This window comes from Halorubrum alkaliphilum, from assembly GCF_017873815.1.
GTDB classification, from domain to species: Archaea; Halobacteriota; Halobacteria; order Halobacteriales; family Haloferacaceae; genus Halorubrum; species Halorubrum alkaliphilum.
This window is the reverse complement of record NZ_JAGGKQ010000005.1, coordinates 65953-81977: the sequence shown is the minus strand read 5'-3', so window position 1 is coordinate 81977 and position 16025 is coordinate 65953. Positions and strand designations below refer to the sequence as shown.

Below are 16025 nucleotides of genomic sequence, written 5' to 3'. Positions count from 1 at the left end.
GCGCCATACTACCGAACCGAGCAACATAAGCGTTCACCGGAAACGCGGTGTGTGATCACTCCCCGCGACGTTCCAGGAACGACAGCGTTACGCGGAGCCCGTTAAGGGATCCGAACCGTGTGTTCGAGCGTTCCGACGCCCTCAATCTCGATCGCGACCGCGTCGCCGTCGGAGAGCCGGCCGACCCCGTCGGGAGTTCCGGTGGCGATCACGTCGCCGGCTTCGAGAGTCATGTACGTCGTTATCTCCTCGATCAGCGTCGGTACGTCGAAGGCGAGTTGCGAGCGGTTTCCATGCTGTTTCCGCTCGCCGTTCACGCGGAGTTCGACGGTCGCGTCGTCGGGAACCTCGTCGGGCGTCGCGAGGACCGGGCCGAGCGGGGCGGCGTTGTCGAACGCCTTGCCACGTACCCAGTTCTGCTCGCGGTGCTGGTCGTCGCGGTTCGAGAGGTCGTTCATACAGGTGAAGCCGGCGACGACGTCCATCGCGTCGTCGGCGTCAACGTCCGCACATGACTCGCCGATCACGACCGCGAGCTCCGCCTCCCAGTCGAGACGGTCCTTGCCGCCGGGAAGCGTCACCGTCGATCCGTGGCTCGCGAGCGCGTTCGGGGCCTTCAGGAACAGTAGCGGTCGGTCGGGAACCTCGTTGTCCAACTCGGCGGCGTGGTCGGCGTAGTTGCGGCCGACACAGGCGATCTTCGTCGGCTCCGCGGGCGGGAGCACGTCGATCGCGGGATCGTCGAAGGCGTACTCGTCGCTGCCGAACGAAACGGTGTGATCGTCCGGATCGTATCGTCCCTCGCGGACGGAGCCGGCGGGGTCGCGGAACCGTGCGTGGTACATGTCCGACCCCTCGCCGGGGTCCGCAAAATGACTACCGGAGTGTCTCTCACATCTCGCTGCCAGCACGACGGCCGTGGGACGCCACCGGAGTCCCGACGACCGCTACTCAGAAGCCCGGTGACGAAGTCGGATCGAGACATCGTTCCCGCCGAGATCGCTCGTGTCGAAAGTGAGATCGCCGCCGAACGTCTCGACGGTCAACTGCGTCAACCAGAGCCCGAGTCCGCTCCCGTGGTGTGTCGGTGTGATCTCCTCGCCATCCCGAATAACGTCCCGTTCGTGCGGTGGAATCCGCGGCCCGTCGTCCTCAATGTGGATGATAACCCACTCGTCCGAAGAGATCCCGTCGTGGCCGTGATCGTCGGTTTCGGGCGCGGTCGGATTCGTTTCGACAGAGTCGGTTGCCCGTTCGATCCGGACCCGAACTCGTGGTGTCGCACTCGGGTTGTGTTTGATCGCATTGTCGACGAGGCTCTCCACCGCGTACCGGAGGCGGCTATCGGCGAGAACAGTCCCTGATCCGGCGATCTCGACCTCGATCGTCGCGTTTGGAGACCGTTTACGTCGGTCGTCGACGACCGACTGAACCAGCGGTGCCGGATCGACGTGTGTGTCCTCGTCGGGTCGCTGTTGAAGCACCGTTCTGATGTGTCCCGCCTCGTCAGCTAGCCGTTCGAGTTCGTGTGCCGCGCGCTCAACCGTCGCCGCGGCCTCGACGGTTTTCTCGTCCCCGTCTGGGATCGCTGCCAACAGCCGGGTCGTGTGGCCGGCGACGACGTTCGCGTTGTTTCGGAGGTTGTGTCGCAGGATCCGGTTGAGCACTTTCAGCCGGCGCTCGTTTCGGGATATCTCCGTGAGATCCGTGTAGACAGCGAATCCGCCGGTTCGGTCGCCGTCAGCGTCGTCTCCGCCACTGATGGCCTCCCTGTCGTCAGCGTCGTCTCCGTTAGCAGCATCCCTTTCCCCGCCAGCGTCTTCCTCGCTGCGTGTATTATAGGGGACTCCACGATAGAGGAACTCTCGAAGCCCGTGTTTCGTCTTGCGTGTGACCTTTTGGTAGTTGATCTCCCCCGACGCCGTGTTCTCGTCGAGTGCCGCCGCTTCCGACCGGTTCCAAGCAGGAACGACCCACTCGTTGAGTGATTCACCACGTATCTCATCGGCTGAATAGCCGAACACGTCGACGAACGCACGGTTCGTATCCCGAACTATCGGCGTCCCGTCGACGAACTCGAACTCGACGACCGCATCCTGTACGTGCTCGATGAGATGCCGATAGCGGTCGGCGTCGGTATCGTCACATGCCGACTGTGGGTCGCCGATCCGAGTCGACCCGTCACGTCGTTCCGGATCGTCATCCCGTGTCGACCGTGACCCGTCAGTCGATCCCGAAGCGTTCTCACGAGTCATGTCGAGAGGTGACCATCGTGACTTCTATACGAGCATCGCAGGCATAAGCGTGTACCCGATGGAAGGTATTGCGAGGGGACGCACGAAACTGATCGATCGGCGAAAAGCGGGAGCAGTCCCCCGGGTCGAACGCGTCCACGGTCGGAATCGGAACCCGCGATCCGCGGTGTCGACTTTTATTATCGTCCGTCGAGACGTATCGGCCGTACCATGGAACTCACCTGGCACGGCCACTCGACGTGGCACGTCGTCGTCGATGATACCGAACTGCTGATCGACCCGCACTTCGACAACCCGAAGACGGATGTCGACCCCGAGGAGCTCGACCCCGACTACCTCCTCCTGACACACGGTCATACCGACCACATCAGCGACGCCGATCGCTACGAGGGAGCGACCGTGGTCGCCACGCCGGAGCTGACGAGCTACGTCCAGGACACCTTCGGCCACGACTCCGCCGTCGGCGGCATGGGGATGAACATCGGTGGCACCGTCGAGTGTGGCGACGCGTGGGTGACGATGGTCCGCGCGGACCACTCGAACGGGATCGACACGGGCTACGGCACCTCCGCCGGAATGCCCGCCGGGTTCGTGATCGGCGACAAGAAACCGACACAGGAGGCCGATCCCGACTGTACGACCTTCTATCACGCGGGAGACACCGGGCTGATGTCCGAAATGGTGGACGTGATCGCGCCGTACCTCGAACCGGACGCCGCCGCGCTCCCCGCCGGCGACCACTTCACGATGGGACCGGCCGGTGCCGGCATCGCCGCCGACTGGGTCGGTGCCGACGTCGTGTTCCCGATGCACTACGACACGTTCCCGCCGATCGAGATCGAAACACGGGAGTTCGTTAACGAAGTGAAAGCCGCGGGGGCGAACGCCGAGCCGGTCGTGCTCGAAGGCGACGAGACGTACGTTCTCGACCCCTGAATCCCGGACCCGGACCCACGTCGTAGGCTCGATCGACCCGTTTCGGATTTTTATACTCTCGATACGTCAGGGTATAGCAACCTTTAGGCCGTCGGGAACCGTCCGTAGATACGTCATGTCCGACATCGAAACCACCACCGTTTCAGAGGCGGGCTACGCGTGTACCAGTCAGGTCGGCGACTTCGACCTCCAGATCGACGCGACCGACGAGACCGGCCCGAACCCGAACGCTGCGCTCGTCGCGACGTACGCCTCCTGTTTCATCCCCGCGTTCCGCGTCGGCGGCAGCCAGCGTGGCGAGGAGGAGCTCGGCAAGCTTCAGATCGACGCGAGCGCCGAGCTCGACGACGAGGACGACCTCTCCGCGATCGCGTTTGACCTCCACGTCGAGGCCGAGCTCGACGACGAGCAGGTCGACGAGATCGTCGAGCGCGCGGAAGGGATCTGCCACGTCCACGCGGCACTAAAAGACGAGCTTCAGGCCAACGTGAACGTGTATCCCGGCGCGTTCTAACGGAGACTATTCGATCGACTCGCGGATGTCACGGATCCGTTCCGGCTCGTCGATTCCGGACCGGACGACCACCGCGAAGACCGCCTCGCTGTCGGGGACTGGGGCGTCGCCGCTCAGGATCGCGCCGGAGCCGGTCTCCTCGGCGATCCAGCGTCTACCGTCGGCGATCGCCTCGCGGTTCAGCCACGCGGGCGGACCCCCGACGACGAGGAGCGTCCGGTCTGCCCGTCCGTTCGGTACTTCGATGGTCCCCTTTCCGCGCGTCGCCTTCCGGATGACCGTCTCGACCGCCGACACCGCGGCACTCGTGTCCACCTCCGGCGGATCCGACGATCCGAACAACCCAAGTCCGAACCGTGACTCCCGTTCCGGCGGCTCAACCGGCTGTGTCGCGTAGCCGAGCGCTGCGACCGCCCCTTCGTTACCGACCGCACGAGCGACGTCGCTCGCGTCGAGCACCTGTTGTGGCGTGACCGCGTCCTCATCGCCCTCTCCGGCTCCGAACAGTGCGGTCAGCCGCTCGACGACGACGCCGTTCACTCGCTCGTGAGCGTCCACTATCGTCTCGTCGCTCCGGAGCCACGCCGCGTTGTCGAAGGGGAGCACGGCGTCGACAGCGTCTGAGAGGGCCGAAAGAGCCCGTGCCGCGTTCTTTTCGGCGAGCGGGCGTCGCGGCGGTTCGTCGTTCGACGTCGAGGCGCTTTCCGCCGGTGTCGGGAGCACGCCGACCGCGTAGACGGGGGCGTCGTAGAGGCGGCCAAGTTCGGCCGCGAGTGCCGGGGCGACACCTGCGCCGGCGGCTCCACCGAGGCCGACGACGAGCACGAACGCCTCGGCGATCGACGGGTTCTGGTCATCCATGGCGCGACCGAGCTCGTTCGCGTGAGCCTCTCCTAACTCCCGTCCGGCTCGAAGGTCGCCATCGAGCCCGTCGCCGCCGGCAGCGTCGCCGAACCGATACCGCCGCTCCTCGTCGAGCGACCGGAGGGCGTCGAGCGACGCCATGTCGGTATCGAAGACGGAGATCCCGTGGAGGAATCGGTCGTCGTCGTGGTCGGCGGCGAGTCGGTCGACGATCCGGCCCCCGGCACCTCCGAGACCGATGACGTGCACGCGCATACGTCCATCCCGTCGGCGACCGGGGAGTTATCTCCTTCGGCCGGGGGGTTCCGGGAAGACGGCAGCGGCCCGGATCGGTGGCCGCTAGAACTCGTCGAGCCGACGCTGGCCGCGCGGCACGCTCGACTCCGCCGACTCGGCGTCGTCCCGGTCCGCACCGAGCAGGGGTGGAAGCGCCGTGTCAGCGAAGGTGAGCGCCACCACCAACACGATCGGCGCGAGGAAGAGTCCGTGAAACCCGAAGACGACGGGGCCGAAGATGTACGCGAGCATGAGGAGGCCGACGTGCGTCGTCTTCCCGCTGAAGTACGGCCGCAACACGATGTCCGGGATGGTGTCGACGACGACGATGGAGACCGCGAGGAAGCCGGCGACGTAGACGAGGAGATCGAGTTCGTTGGCCATGATCATCGGCGTCGCGGTGGCTGCCGCGACCGGGACGTACACGATCTTCATGCCGATGACGGGAATGAGGCTCGCAACTCCCGTGATCGCACCGGCAAGCGCCGGATACGGGACCTCCGCGGCCGCTGGTACGAGGAGGTTGTATCCGGTGAACGTCGCCACCGCGATGATCGATATCGCGATGACGTTGAGCAGGTTCCCGTAGAGGACTGCCTCCAACTCGGCGTCCGCCGCCTCCAGATACTCCCGCACCACCGCGTCGTCGTCGAACGCGAGAACCCAGTCGTGGAACTTCGATCCGTCGAGAAGCAGGTAATACGTGACGATGATCGTGATCAGGAGGTTCAACAGGAACCCGGTGACGGTGTTGGTCAACAACGAAGCGTGTTCGGCGAGAAACTGGATCAGCGGGTCGAACTCGCCGGACCGGTACGCCTCGATAATGCCGTCGACCGTGAGATCGGAGAGTCCGACCAACCCCTCCAACCACGGCTCGTCCGTGTCAATCGTCTCCGTAACCGGATACTGTTCGAGGAACCGCCTCGCCTCCACTACGAGTAACACGACCGTCGAACTCAGGAGTAGTATAAGCGGGAGTCCGATCAACGACAGCGAGGCCACCGCGCGGACCCTAGCGGGAAGTCGTAGGCGTTCGAGATCGTGGTAGAACCGCCGAGTCGAGTAATAGAGGAACACCGCAACCGTGAGCGCGGCGATGAATCGATAGGCGATGTATCCGACGATGACCGCGATCGAGAGGCCGAAGAGGGCAACGACGAAGCGCTTCTCGTCCATGCGTGCCGGTCTCCCGGGCCCGGCATAAACCATGTGGGGCTCCGGACCCCGGATCCGTGTTTCATCTCCCGTCTTCGCCCTCGTCGACCGCGTCGTCCTCGCCAGCGGCGTCGACCGCGTCGTCCTCGCCGGCGGCGTTGACCGGGCCATCATCGCCGGCGGCGTCGATGGCGCGATCGTGACGGACGAGTTGCTCGCGATGGAGCGAGAGGATCATGTCAGCGAGAAAGCCGAAGACGAGCAGTTGGATCCCGAGAATCGTCGCTCCCGCGGCACCGACGGCGATTATCTCGTGGCCGACCCCGTGGACGAGCCACCGATACAGGACGTATGCGGCCATCACCGCTCCGGCCGCCGTCACCGTCGCACCCACGCTCCCGAAGTAGAACAGGGGGTTGTTCGTCTTCGCCTTCCGGTACAACTCGAGGAATATCACGCCGCCGTCGCGGATCGGGTGGAGGTTGGTCGATGAGCCTCCCGGACGCGGTCGGTACGTGATCGGCACGACCGCGACGTCGACGCGGTTCTTCGCGCACTCGACCGCCATCTCCGTTTCGATGCCGAACCCGTCGGCCGAGAGGTGGAGTCGGCGGAACGACTCGCGCGTGAACGCCCGGTATCCGGAGAGGATGTCGCCGTAGTCCTCGCCGTGTATCAGGCGAAACGACCGGTTGATGAGTCGGTTCCCGACCCGATTCAGTCGAGTCATCGCGCCCGGCCGCATATCAGCGAACCGGTTCCCGATGACGTGCTCGGCGTCGCCAGATCTGATCGGTTCGAGCATCGCGGCGGCGTCGGCCGCGTCGTAGGTCGCGTCGGCGTCGGCCATGAGGACGTAGGGAGTATCGACGTGATCACGAACCGCCTCCCGGATCGCCTGTCCTTTGCCCTCGCCCGACTGTCGAACGACGCGAGCCCCCGCATCGCGGGCGGCCTCACGGGTCCCGTCCGTCGATCCGCCGTCGATCACGAGGACGTCACGAAGACCGACGTCACGGAACGACGAGACGACGGTCTCGACGGTTTCGACCTCGTCGTAGGTCGGTAGGAGGACGCGGACGTCGTCGTACTCGCTCATTGACGGAGCGATACGGGGCGCGTCCGTAAACCCTGCCATTCCGTTCAGTGACGCGGCAGTCAAGACGTGTGCGACCACGTTCACCACGCCATCAGCCCCCATCGACCCATACGCTCATATATGATCGTGGTATATATGGTAGCATGTCGCATTCAGTGGAGACACACACGGACGAACTGCTCAGCGCGTCGCGAACGGTGATCGGGGACGAACTACGGAGCCTGACGTACTTCACCGAACGGGACATCGACCAAGTCTACCTCAGGAGCGATCTGGATCAAACGGCGGATCTGCTCGGGTTCGCCGAGAACGAACGAAACGGGTTTCATGCGCAGTCGCTGTACGCCAACAGCGAGCTCGGCGACTACCTGTTTACCGTCCGGATATTCGAGAACGGATACCTCACTCGGGTGATCGCGAACGGACACGGTGTCTGGGTGACGGCCGATTCGATGGAGATGGACCGATTCGAGGAACTCGCAAGCGCGCTCGCGACGATCCTGAGATCGTTCGAGCCGATGGAGTAGCCCGTGTCGACTTACCGGTACGATGACGACCGCTGACGGCCGTCGACCACTCACTCGAAGTGACGCTGGAACTCCGGCACCAGCTCGTCGGCGTCGACCGGCTTCGTTACGTAGCCGTCGGCACCGGCTTTCACCGCCTCCATCATCTTCTCCTCCTGATCGACGCTCGTACACATCACGATCACGGCGTCTGGCCATCGATCCTTGATCGTGGCGGTCGCCTCGATTCCGGTCATCTCGGGCATGACGACGTCCATCGACACCGCGTCCGGCTCGTACGCCTCGAACAGCTCGACCGCCTCCGCACCGTTTTCCGCCTCGCCGATGACGTCGAACGGCCCCTCCAGCGCGTCTCGAACGACCGTCCGCTGGAACGAGGAGTCGTCGACGACGAGGACTCGCTCAGTCATGGACAGATATCAGTATCTGGAGATAATAAGCGCCCGGATCCGTCCACGACGAGGCGGACTGGGGAACCGATCGACGGTGGTCGAAGCGATGAAATTCCTTGTATTTCACTGCGCGCGTATAATGAACATAGGAACAAGGTTAAGGTATATCCCGCGGTATTCTCTCGCATGGAAACGCGGAAAGTCCAGCGGCTGGGTCCATCGACGTTGGCGATGACCCTTCCCGCGGAGTGGGCGAAGGAGCACGGCGTGAACAAGGGTGACGAGGTATCGTTACGGATGGGTGGGAAGGGGACGCTGACGGTGCTTCCCGAGTCGGTGAGCACCGAGGAGTCGGAGGCCGTGATCAACGCCGACGGCCTCGACGCGCGCTCCTTGGAACGGGCCATCGTCGCCCAGTACGTGCTCGGTCGGCGCGTGATACACGTCCGGAGCGAGGGAACCCTCGACAGCGAACACATCAACGCGGTTTATAAAGCGGAGACCCAGCTGATGGGACTCGGCGTGATCGAGGAGACGCCCTCGGACATCTCGATCCGGTGTTCGGTCGATCCGGAGGACTTCACGCTCGACAACCTCCTCGAACGTCTGGAAAACACGGGGTCGACGATGCGCGGGGAGGCAGTGAAGGCGCTCGCCCACGGGAATCCGGACCTCGCACAGCGCGCGCTCAATCGCGAGCGGCAGGCGAACAAGATATTCGTGCTCCTCCTGCGGCTGATCTTCACGGCCTACCAGAACCCGAACCTCGCACGGGCGGTGGGGTTGGAGGAGGGCTTCCCGCTGATCGGTTATCGGTCGGTCGCGAAGAACCTCGAACTCACCGCCGACAACGCGGAGGACATCGCCGACATCGTGATGGAGGCCGACGGTCACACGCTCAACGTCGACAGCGCGACGATGCGACAGATCCGAGAGTTCACCGATCAGGTCGACGATCTGACGGCGCTCGCGGTCCGTGCCGTCGTCGAACGCGACTACGACCTCACGGTGGAGTGTCGAAACCTCTTCGGACGACTGGAGGACCGCGAACAGGAGATACTCGACGAGCTGCCCGACGACCTCGACAACGAGACGCTGTTGATGACCCGAGAGGTCCTCGTCAGCCTCCAACACACCGCGGAGTACGCGATGCGAAACGCGGAGATCGCCGCGAACCTTGCCCTCAACGAGGCGTCGGATCACGTCGAGATCATCTGATCGCGAATCACGTCGAGAGCACCCGATCGGCCGTCCAGACGACCCCCGGTTCGTATGAATTAAGTGGCCACCCGCGAACCGACGGACATGAGCGAGGCTTCCATCGGGTCGGACAAGGGAATCGGCATGACGCTCGCGTTCGGGGCGGTCGCGGTGATCGGCGCGATCGTGTTGTTCGGCTATCCGACGCAGATCGGTCGAGCTTGGGGGTTCGCGGCGGCGTTCGTCTTCGCGCTGCTCGCGATCGTCACCGTTCAGGTCTTTGATTGACGTCGTCCGATGGGAACCCGCGACCGTCGAGACGAGAAACCGTTAAGAACGTCAGACGCCTAGCTGAAAGCGATGACCGAGTACACCGAGGAAGAACGGCGGATCCTCGCGTACCTCACCGATAGCGTCACCCGTGGCGAGCGGTACGTCCGCTCACGAACCATCGCGGACGCGATCGGTCTCACCGCCAAAGAGGTCGGAACTCGGCTCCCCCGTCTCGCGGAGAAGGCCGATGACGTCGAGATCGAGAAGTGGGGTCGTGCCCGCTCGACGACGTGGCGGGTCACGCAGGGTTGATCGCGGGACGAACGCCGACTCCAGTCCTTTTAATTCTCCCCGGCTCCATAACAGCGTATGACCGTCCGAGTCTCCCGGACGTTCGAGTTCGACGCGCCCGCCGCCGACGTGTGGGCGTTCATCTCGGACGCGGAGCAGCGCGCCGGGGCCATCAGCGTGGTCGACACGTTCGACGTACACGACGACAGGAACGCGACGTGGCACGTTTCGCTTCCGATCCCGATGATCCGCTCGACGATCTCGGTCGAAACCGAGGAGGTCGAGCGCGACCCGCCGAACCGAGTGAAATTTATCGGGAGATCCAAGGCGTTCCGGGTGACGGGTGAACACGTCATTACGGAGACATCGACCGGCTGTGAGCTCGCGAACGAGTTCGTCGTCGACGGGAAGCTACCGGGCGTCGAGTCCTTCTTCAAGCGGAACTTCGACGCCGAGCTCGACAACTTGGAGAACGCGCTTCGACGCTCGCTCGCTCCCGGCGTATGAGACTCGCCTGTATCCAACTCGACGTCGAGGCCGGAGCCGTCGAGGACAACGTCGCTCGTGCGCTCGACCGGGTTCGGGAGGCGGCTGCCGCCGGAGCCGATCTCGTCGTGCTACCGGAGCTATTCGACGTTGGATACTTTGCGTTCGACGCGTATCAACGGGCGGCCGAGAGCGTCGCCGGCGAGCGCCTCGGACGCTTCGCCGAGATCGCCGAGAATCTCGGCGTCGCCGTGCTCGCCGGGACGGCCGTGGAAGATCTCGCGGCCTCCGCGGCGGACGGGATCGAGACGCCCGAGAGCGACGGGCTGGCGAACACCGCGGTGTTGTTCGACGCGGACGGCGACCGACGGCTCGTCTACCGGAAACATCACCTGTTCGGCTACGGCTCCGAGGAGACGGACCGGATGGTTCCGGGTGACTGGCTCCCGGTCGTCGAGATCGAGGGTATTCGGGTCGGCGTCACGACGTGTTACGACCTCCGGTTCCCGGAGCTATACCGGGAGATGGTCGAGGAGGACGTCGAGTGCGTGCTGGTGCCGAGCGCGTGGCCGTATCCGCGGGTGGAACACTGGCGAACGCTGGGTCGGGCTCGTGCGATCGAGAACCTCGCGTACGTCGCCACGGTCAACGGAACGGGAACGTTCGGCGACGAGTCTCTCTGTGGTCGGAGTGCCGTCTACGATCCGTGGGGAACGACGCTCGCGTCCGCCGGTGCGAACCCAGCGACGGTGACCGCCGAGATCGACCCCGCCGACGTCGCCGCGGTTCGCGAGGAGTTCCCGGCGCTTCGGGACCGTCGCTGAGTCCCCGAAGCCGACGTCCAAGCTCGCCACGGTCGAGGACCGGACCCGAATTCTCGTGGTTTTATGTTCGGTGAGGCCGTACTGTCACTTGCCGGAGTCCGACGCTTTTCTCGTCGGAGTTCGGCGACAACGACCCACGCCCGTCCCGCCCACTCGGGCGGCGTGCCGTATACAGCCTGGGGGTCCGCTGTTCGGCTCGCGCCGCCCGCCAACCCGCCTCTCTCCTCGTCCGTTTCGGTCCCGATCATGAGCTGCGAGCGCGTCCGCCGACGCCCACGTATCAGTTCGGATAATTCGGCCGATGGGTTCTTATTCCCTTTCGACTTGTCCGTAAACGCCGCGGGCGTACGTCTATCGACCACCCGTTTCGGGCATGGTCGACTCCCACTCGCTTCCACCGTCCGTCGTCCGTCGGCATTCCGGTCCGGGCCCACCCGCTCCCACACCACACCCGGACCGTCTCTTCGAAGTCCAGAGAAGCATCCGCTAACCACTGAGAGACACGAAACGCAAGGACGAAACCCCCGCCCCGTGAACCGACGGTCGAATGTCTTCCCGCGAGTATCGCGGCGTCGCCTTCGTCGTCGTGCTGTTCGTCGTCGTCCAACTGGGGGCGTTGGCGTTGGTACCCTCGTTCGAGGCGAGCGGCTACCAGCCGGTCGAGAACCCGCAGGACCCGACGAACAGCCTGATCTACATCGTCGCGATCGTCGTCATGACCGGGTTCATGCTCGCGGCGTTCCGATACGAGTTCGACTGGGCGATCCGTCTGCTGATCATCGGCGTGTCCGCGTGGCTCTCGTGGTACGTCTTCGCGGCGTTCGTCTCCCCGCTTCTCGCCGCGATCCCAGCACTCGCCGTCGGCATCGGCCTGCTCGTCCATCCGGAGTGGTACGTCATCGACACCGCCGGGGTGTTGATGGGAGCGGGCGCGGCCGGGTTGTTCGGCATCTCGTTCGGGCTCCTCCCCGCGCTCGTGCTCCTGAGTTTCTTGGCCGTCTACGACGCGATCTCGGTGTATGGAACCGAACACATGCTGTCGCTGGCGGAGGGCGTGATGGATCTGAACATCCCCGTGGTGTTGGTGATCCCGCTCTCGCTATCGTACTCGCTACTCGACGACGACTTCTCCGGTGCGAACGACGTTCACGAGGACGACGCTGCCGGCGATGGAGCGGAACGGAGCAGTGGCGGAGACGACCACGCGGACGCTGACGGCAATGCGACCGAGGACGCAGTGGAAGGGGGGGATGCGGACGAGGAAACCGACGGCAGCCGCGACGCCTTCTTCATCGGGCTCGGCGACGCCGTGATCCCGGCAGTGCTCGTCGCCAGCGCGGCGCGGTTCTCGCCGGCCGACCCCCTTTCGATCCCCTTCTTCGAGGTCAACCTCCCGGCGGTGCTCGCGATGATCGGGACGATCGCCGGGCTGCTCGTACTGATGCGCTGGGTGATGAAGGGTCGGGCGCATGCCGGGCTCCCCCTTTTAAACGGCGGCGCGATCGGCGGCTACCTGATCGGATCGTTGCTTGCGGGCGTGTCGCTCATCGACGCGGTCGGTCTCGGCGTCGTGTTGTGATCGCCTGGTACGGAAGCGGTGGTCGGTCGACCCGCCACTGAATTCGCCTTTTAAACCTTCATAATCATACTTAACTTTCGTTATCTTTTCGCTCGGCGCTACTGTTGTTGATGCCTGAACCGCATGAGAAATACGAGATCCCACTAGCACGACGGCTCGCTAGTATTTCGACTATCAACGATACGACATTCGACAAATGTATGAAACTACCAGCTCTGATGGGTACATAACGTCATGTCAGGACCAACCATCGTGGTCGGCACGATCGGATCTGACGCACACGTCATCGGCGTCACGCTGCTTGAACACGCGCTTAGGGAGGCCGGGTTCGAGGTACGCAACCTTGGAGCCCAGACGCCTGCCGAAGAGTTCGCCGCTGCGGCCGACGAGGTGGACGCGAACGCCGTACTCGTTTCCTCGCTGTACGGCCATGCCGAGCAGGATTGTGAGGGACTTCACGAGACGCTGGCCGAGGTTTCCGCTGACCCCGTCACATACATCGGCGGGAACCTCGCAGTCGGGCAGACGGAGTTCGAAACGGTACGCCGTCGGTTCCGCGAGATGGGATTCGACCGCGTGTTCGAATCTGAGACCGACATCGACGCCGTCGTCGAGGTCCTTCGAACAGAGTTTGGAACGGACGAGCAGGTCAGCCAACCGGTTACGCGAGTTTCGTCGTAGATGGTGAGAGACGTTACGCTCAGCGAAGCGGAACTGAGACGGATCGATCAGAAGGTGTGGGACAGGTACCCCGGCGGCGACCCCGCGGAGTTCCGGGACGCGGTCGATTTCCACGAGTCGTTACCCGCAGAAAAGCAGTTTGCTCGCGTATTGGAGGGAGCCGAGGATGTGCTGACCCAGCCGCGGGCAGGGGTTCCTCTACTCGACGACCAGATAGAACTCCTCGACACTCTCGTCCGTGACGGGAACGCCGACCTGTTGCCGACGACGATCGACTCGTACACTCGTGATAACGCGTACGAGGAGGCTCGTGAGGGACTGAATCGGTCACGAGAGACCGGTACCGACGAACTGAACGGGTTCCCGGCGGTGAACCACGGAGTTGAGCGCTGCCAGCGGCTCATCGAAGCTACTGACGCACCCGTACAGGTCCGACACGGAACGCCGGACGCTCGGCTACTAGCCGCGGTAACGCTCGCTGGGGGGTTCCAGAGCTTCGAGGGGGGCCCGATCACGTACAACCTTCCGTACACCAGCAAGTACGATCTCGCCGAGACAATCGAGTACTGGCAGTACGTCGACCGGCTCGCTGGTGCGTACACCGAGCAGGGAATACGGATCAACCGCGAGCCATTCGGACCACTGACGGGGACGCTCGTTCCCCCCTCGATCTCGATCGCCATCTGTCTCATCGAGGGGCTGCTCGCGGCCACGCAGGGGGTCCGAAGCATCACGCTGGGGTACGGCCAAGTCGGGAACCTCGTTCAGGATGTGGCTGCGATCCGGGCGATGGAAGCGCTCGGTAGGGAGTTCTTGCCGAGAGAGGTGACCGTGACGACCGTGTTCCACCAGTGGATGGGTGGGTTCCCGCGCGATGAGGCCCGGGCACACGGCGTGATCGGTCTCGGTAGCGTTACGGCGGCGATGGCCGAGCCAGACAAGATCATCACGAAGTCGCCGCAGGAGGCGCGTGGTGTTCCGACCGCGGAAGCGAACGCTGCCGGGTTGCGAGAAACAGATCAGCTGCTACGAATGCTTGAAGATCAGGACATTGTGCTCGACGGCGTCGACCGCGAGCAAGAGCTAATCGAGCGCTCGGTCAGGTCGCTGATAGGCGCAGTTCAAGACGCCGGGAACGGAGATATCGCTCGCGGTACCGTTCGCGCGTTCGATCGCGGACTCCTCGACGTGCCGTTTCCACCGAGTGAAGCGGCCGCAGGCGATGTTCTCCCGGCGCGAGATGACGACGGTCGCGTCCGTCTGTTGAAATCCGGCGAGCTGGCGATTCCGGACGATGTCGTGGAGACGCATCAAGCTAGGCTGGAGGAGCGGGCGGTCGCGGAGGGCCGCGATCCGTCGTTCAGGATGGTCGCCGACGATGTCTCGGCCATAAGCAACGGGCGACTCGTGGGTCGCCCGGAGGAAAACTGATGGAGATCGTCCGTCTCACCGCGACGCCTGCGATTTCGGCGTTCTTCGCGGACGATCAGGCGGCGATCACCGCGGGCGCGGAGCCGGACGGGTTCGCGTACGATGCCGAGCCGGTCACTCCCGGGTTCGATCGGGTCCGAGAACCCGGAGAGGCACTGATCGTCGAACTCGAAACGAGCGACGGTCGAGTTTGTCGGGGCGACTGCGCAGCGGTCCAGTACGCCGCCGCAGGAGACCGCGATCCGGTGTTCCGAGCGTCCGATCACGTCGAAACTGTCGAGGGACGGGTCGCGGACGCGCTCGTTGGTCGAGACCCATCGGCCTTTGCCGACAACGACGCTGCGCTCCGCGCGCTCGACGGGATTCACTCTGCCGTTGAGTACGGCGTTTCCGCCGCGCTGCTCGATGCGGCTTCGAAGGCTCGTCAGGAGACACGCACACGCGTTCTCGCGGAAACGCTCGGAACCGAACCGGCAACAGAGCCCGTGCCGGTGTTCGGTCAGTCCGGTGACGATCGTCGACGTGGGGCCGAGAAAATGCTTCTCAAGCGTGTCGACGTGCTCCCACACGGGCTGTTCAACAACGTTGAAAAGGTTGGTTCGGACGGTGAGCGACTCATCGAGTACCTCTCGTGGCTGTCCGAGCGTGCGGATGAACTCGGCACGACGGAGTATCAACCCAGGTTTCACATTGATATCTACGGGATGATCGATGAGCTGTTCGGTCCGCCGTACGACCGCGCTTCGGTTGTTGACTACGTAGACGAGTTGGAACGCGCGGCGGCACCGTATCCACTACAGCTTGAGGAGCCGGTGATGGCCGACGACTGCGAGGGACAGATCGTGGCGATGGGAGCGCTTAGAGATGGGCTCGCCGATGCAGGTGTGGACGTCGACCTCGTCGCTGACGAGTGGTGTGACGACCGCGAGGACGTACTCGCGTTCGTCGACGCTGTTGCCGCCGATGTCGTCCAAATAAAAACGCCGGATGCTGGGAGCCTCCTCGAAAGCGGTCGCGCGGTTCGGTACTGTCAGGGGACGCCGGTCCGGGCGTATCTCGGTGGGACGTGTAACGAGACTGCGGCGTCCGCTCGGGCGAGCGCCCACGTCGCACTCGCTACCGACGCAGCTCAGATCCTCGCGAAACCCGGCATGGGGTTCGACGAAGGATACTCCATCGTCACGAACGAAATGTACCGGACGCTCGCGCGCCACCAACGGTCGGACCAATGACGGGGCC

At 64.1% G+C, this 16025-nt stretch carries 18 protein-coding genes; 12 read left to right on the top strand and 6 right to left on the bottom strand.

All coding sequences use genetic code 11. From position 1 onward, the window contains the following. Nucleotides 1-101: 101 nt before the first annotated feature. Together J2751_RS05095 and J2751_RS05090 are read right to left on the bottom strand one after the other, a co-directional pair. A complete protein-coding gene (locus tag J2751_RS05095) occupies nucleotides 102-845 on the bottom strand; it encodes a fumarylacetoacetate hydrolase family protein (RefSeq protein WP_209483814.1) in 744 nt (247 codons plus the stop codon). Nucleotides 846-947: 102 nt separating this feature from the next. Further along, a complete protein-coding gene (locus J2751_RS05090) occupies nucleotides 948-2255 on the bottom strand; it encodes a PAS domain-containing sensor histidine kinase (RefSeq protein WP_209483812.1) in 1308 nt (435 codons plus the stop codon). A gap of 210 nt (nucleotides 2256-2465) precedes the next feature. On the opposite strand from J2751_RS05090, the gene J2751_RS05085 reads away from it, so the two are divergent. Continuing rightward, nucleotides 2466-3191, top strand: coding sequence for a metal-dependent hydrolase (locus tag J2751_RS05085; protein ID WP_209483810.1), 726 nt, complete (start codon nucleotides 2466-2468; stop codon nucleotides 3189-3191). A 115-nt stretch (nucleotides 3192-3306) separates the two neighbouring features. Continuing rightward, nucleotides 3307-3705 carry an OsmC family protein gene (locus tag J2751_RS05080; protein ID WP_209483808.1) on the top strand — a complete coding sequence of 133 codons (399 nt, stop codon included), beginning with the start codon at nucleotides 3307-3309 and terminating at the stop codon, nucleotides 3703-3705. Nucleotides 3706-3711: 6 nt separating this feature from the next. Here the strand turns inward: J2751_RS05080 and J2751_RS05075 are convergent, their stop codons facing one another. The 3 genes from J2751_RS05075 to aglJ form a co-directional block, all read right to left on the bottom strand. Then, a complete protein-coding gene (locus tag J2751_RS05075; protein ID WP_209483806.1) occupies nucleotides 3712-4824 on the bottom strand; it encodes an FtsZ/tubulin family protein in 1113 nt (370 codons plus the stop codon). A gap of 84 nt (nucleotides 4825-4908) precedes the next feature. Then, nucleotides 4909-6024 carry an AI-2E family transporter gene (locus tag J2751_RS05070; protein WP_209483804.1) on the bottom strand — a complete coding sequence of 372 codons (1116 nt, stop codon included), beginning with the start codon at nucleotides 6022-6024 and terminating at the stop codon, nucleotides 4909-4911. A gap of 61 nt (nucleotides 6025-6085) precedes the next feature. Next, nucleotides 6086-7102, bottom strand: a complete 1017-nt coding sequence (gene aglJ / locus J2751_RS05065; protein ID WP_209483802.1) for an S-layer glycoprotein N-glycosyltransferase AglJ — start codon at nucleotides 7100-7102, stop codon at nucleotides 6086-6088. Nucleotides 7103-7245: 143 nt separating this feature from the next. On the opposite strand from aglJ, the gene J2751_RS05060 reads away from it, so the two are divergent. Next, on the top strand, nucleotides 7246-7629 hold the full coding sequence (locus tag J2751_RS05060; protein ID WP_209483800.1) for a DUF7522 family protein: 384 nt from the start codon (nucleotides 7246-7248) through the stop codon (nucleotides 7627-7629). Nucleotides 7630-7679: 50 nt separating this feature from the next. On the opposite strand, the gene J2751_RS05055 is transcribed toward J2751_RS05060, so the two are convergent. Further along, nucleotides 7680-8039, bottom strand: a complete 360-nt coding sequence (locus J2751_RS05055; RefSeq protein ID WP_209483798.1) for a response regulator — start codon at nucleotides 8037-8039, stop codon at nucleotides 7680-7682. Nucleotides 8040-8207: 168 nt separating this feature from the next. Here J2751_RS05055 and J2751_RS05050 point away from each other — a divergent pair, with 168 nt between their 5' ends. The 9 genes from J2751_RS05050 to J2751_RS05010 all read left to right on the top strand — a co-directional run bounded on the left by J2751_RS05050 (nucleotide 8208) and on the right by J2751_RS05010 (nucleotide 16018). Next, nucleotides 8208-9239, top strand: a complete 1032-nt coding sequence (locus tag J2751_RS05050) for a phosphate signaling complex PhoU family protein (RefSeq protein ID WP_209483797.1) — start codon at nucleotides 8208-8210, stop codon at nucleotides 9237-9239. An 87-nt stretch (nucleotides 9240-9326) separates the two neighbouring features. Then, nucleotides 9327-9509 carry a DUF7525 family protein gene (locus J2751_RS05045; RefSeq protein WP_209483795.1) on the top strand — a complete coding sequence of 61 codons (183 nt, stop codon included), beginning with the start codon at nucleotides 9327-9329 and terminating at the stop codon, nucleotides 9507-9509. A 72-nt stretch (nucleotides 9510-9581) separates the two neighbouring features. Beyond that, complete coding sequence (locus tag J2751_RS05040) at nucleotides 9582-9806, top strand: DUF7123 family protein (protein WP_209483792.1); 225 nt, start codon at nucleotides 9582-9584, stop codon at nucleotides 9804-9806. Between the two features lie 57 nt (nucleotides 9807-9863). After that, a complete protein-coding gene (locus J2751_RS05035; RefSeq protein ID WP_209483790.1) occupies nucleotides 9864-10292 on the top strand; it encodes a CoxG family protein in 429 nt (142 codons plus the stop codon). After that, complete coding sequence (locus tag J2751_RS05030) at nucleotides 10289-11095, top strand: carbon-nitrogen family hydrolase (RefSeq protein WP_209483788.1); 807 nt, start codon at nucleotides 10289-10291, stop codon at nucleotides 11093-11095. The genes J2751_RS05035 and J2751_RS05030 overlap by 4 nt, the downstream gene beginning before the upstream one ends. 547 nt (nucleotides 11096-11642) lie before the next feature. Continuing rightward, nucleotides 11643-12674: a presenilin family intramembrane aspartyl protease PSH gene (locus J2751_RS05025; protein ID WP_209483786.1), complete on the top strand. Its 1032-nt coding sequence runs from the start codon at nucleotides 11643-11645 to the stop codon at nucleotides 12672-12674. A 234-nt stretch (nucleotides 12675-12908) separates the two neighbouring features. Then, nucleotides 12909-13355, top strand: a complete 447-nt coding sequence (glmS, locus tag J2751_RS05020) for a methylaspartate mutase subunit S (protein WP_209483784.1) — start codon at nucleotides 12909-12911, stop codon at nucleotides 13353-13355. Continuing rightward, complete coding sequence (locus J2751_RS05015) at nucleotides 13356-14786, top strand: methylaspartate mutase subunit E (protein ID WP_209483782.1); 1431 nt, start codon at nucleotides 13356-13358, stop codon at nucleotides 14784-14786. Next, entirely contained in the window at nucleotides 14786-16018 is a 1233-nt protein-coding gene (locus J2751_RS05010; RefSeq protein WP_209483780.1) for a methylaspartate ammonia-lyase, read from the top strand. Before J2751_RS05015 ends, J2751_RS05010 begins: the two co-directional genes overlap by 1 nt. The last annotated feature ends 7 nt before the right edge of the window (nucleotides 16019-16025 follow it).

What these genes read in the sequence shown, in the direction of transcription:
- J2751_RS05095 (WP_209483814.1), bottom strand. Translation starts at nt 845, where the DNA reads ATGTACCACGCACGGTTCCGCGACCCCGCCGGCTCCGTCCGCGAGGGA.
- J2751_RS05090 (WP_209483812.1), bottom strand. Translation starts at nt 2,255, where the DNA reads ATGACTCGTGAGAACGCTTCGGGATCGACTGACGGGTCACGGTCGACA.
- J2751_RS05085 (WP_209483810.1), top strand. Translation starts at nt 2,466, where the DNA reads ATGGAACTCACCTGGCACGGCCACTCGACGTGGCACGTCGTCGTCGAT.
- J2751_RS05080 (WP_209483808.1), top strand. Translation starts at nt 3,307, where the DNA reads ATGTCCGACATCGAAACCACCACCGTTTCAGAGGCGGGCTACGCGTGT.
- J2751_RS05075 (WP_209483806.1), bottom strand. Translation starts at nt 4,824, where the DNA reads ATGCGCGTGCACGTCATCGGTCTCGGAGGTGCCGGGGGCCGGATCGTC.
- J2751_RS05070 (WP_209483804.1), bottom strand. Translation starts at nt 6,024, where the DNA reads ATGGACGAGAAGCGCTTCGTCGTTGCCCTCTTCGGCCTCTCGATCGCG.
- aglJ (WP_209483802.1), bottom strand. Translation starts at nt 7,102, where the DNA reads ATGAGCGAGTACGACGACGTCCGCGTCCTCCTACCGACCTACGACGAG.
- J2751_RS05060 (WP_209483800.1), top strand. Translation starts at nt 7,246, where the DNA reads ATGTCGCATTCAGTGGAGACACACACGGACGAACTGCTCAGCGCGTCG.
- J2751_RS05055 (WP_209483798.1), bottom strand. Translation starts at nt 8,039, where the DNA reads ATGACTGAGCGAGTCCTCGTCGTCGACGACTCCTCGTTCCAGCGGACG.
- J2751_RS05050 (WP_209483797.1), top strand. Translation starts at nt 8,208, where the DNA reads ATGGAAACGCGGAAAGTCCAGCGGCTGGGTCCATCGACGTTGGCGATG.
- J2751_RS05045 (WP_209483795.1), top strand. Translation starts at nt 9,327, where the DNA reads ATGAGCGAGGCTTCCATCGGGTCGGACAAGGGAATCGGCATGACGCTC.
- J2751_RS05040 (WP_209483792.1), top strand. Translation starts at nt 9,582, where the DNA reads ATGACCGAGTACACCGAGGAAGAACGGCGGATCCTCGCGTACCTCACC.
- J2751_RS05035 (WP_209483790.1), top strand. Translation starts at nt 9,864, where the DNA reads ATGACCGTCCGAGTCTCCCGGACGTTCGAGTTCGACGCGCCCGCCGCC.
- J2751_RS05030 (WP_209483788.1), top strand. Translation starts at nt 10,289, where the DNA reads ATGAGACTCGCCTGTATCCAACTCGACGTCGAGGCCGGAGCCGTCGAG.
- J2751_RS05025 (WP_209483786.1), top strand. Translation starts at nt 11,643, where the DNA reads ATGTCTTCCCGCGAGTATCGCGGCGTCGCCTTCGTCGTCGTGCTGTTC.
- glmS (WP_209483784.1), top strand. Translation starts at nt 12,909, where the DNA reads ATGTCAGGACCAACCATCGTGGTCGGCACGATCGGATCTGACGCACAC.
- J2751_RS05015 (WP_209483782.1), top strand. Translation starts at nt 13,356, where the DNA reads ATGGTGAGAGACGTTACGCTCAGCGAAGCGGAACTGAGACGGATCGAT.
- J2751_RS05010 (WP_209483780.1), top strand. Translation starts at nt 14,786, where the DNA reads ATGGAGATCGTCCGTCTCACCGCGACGCCTGCGATTTCGGCGTTCTTC.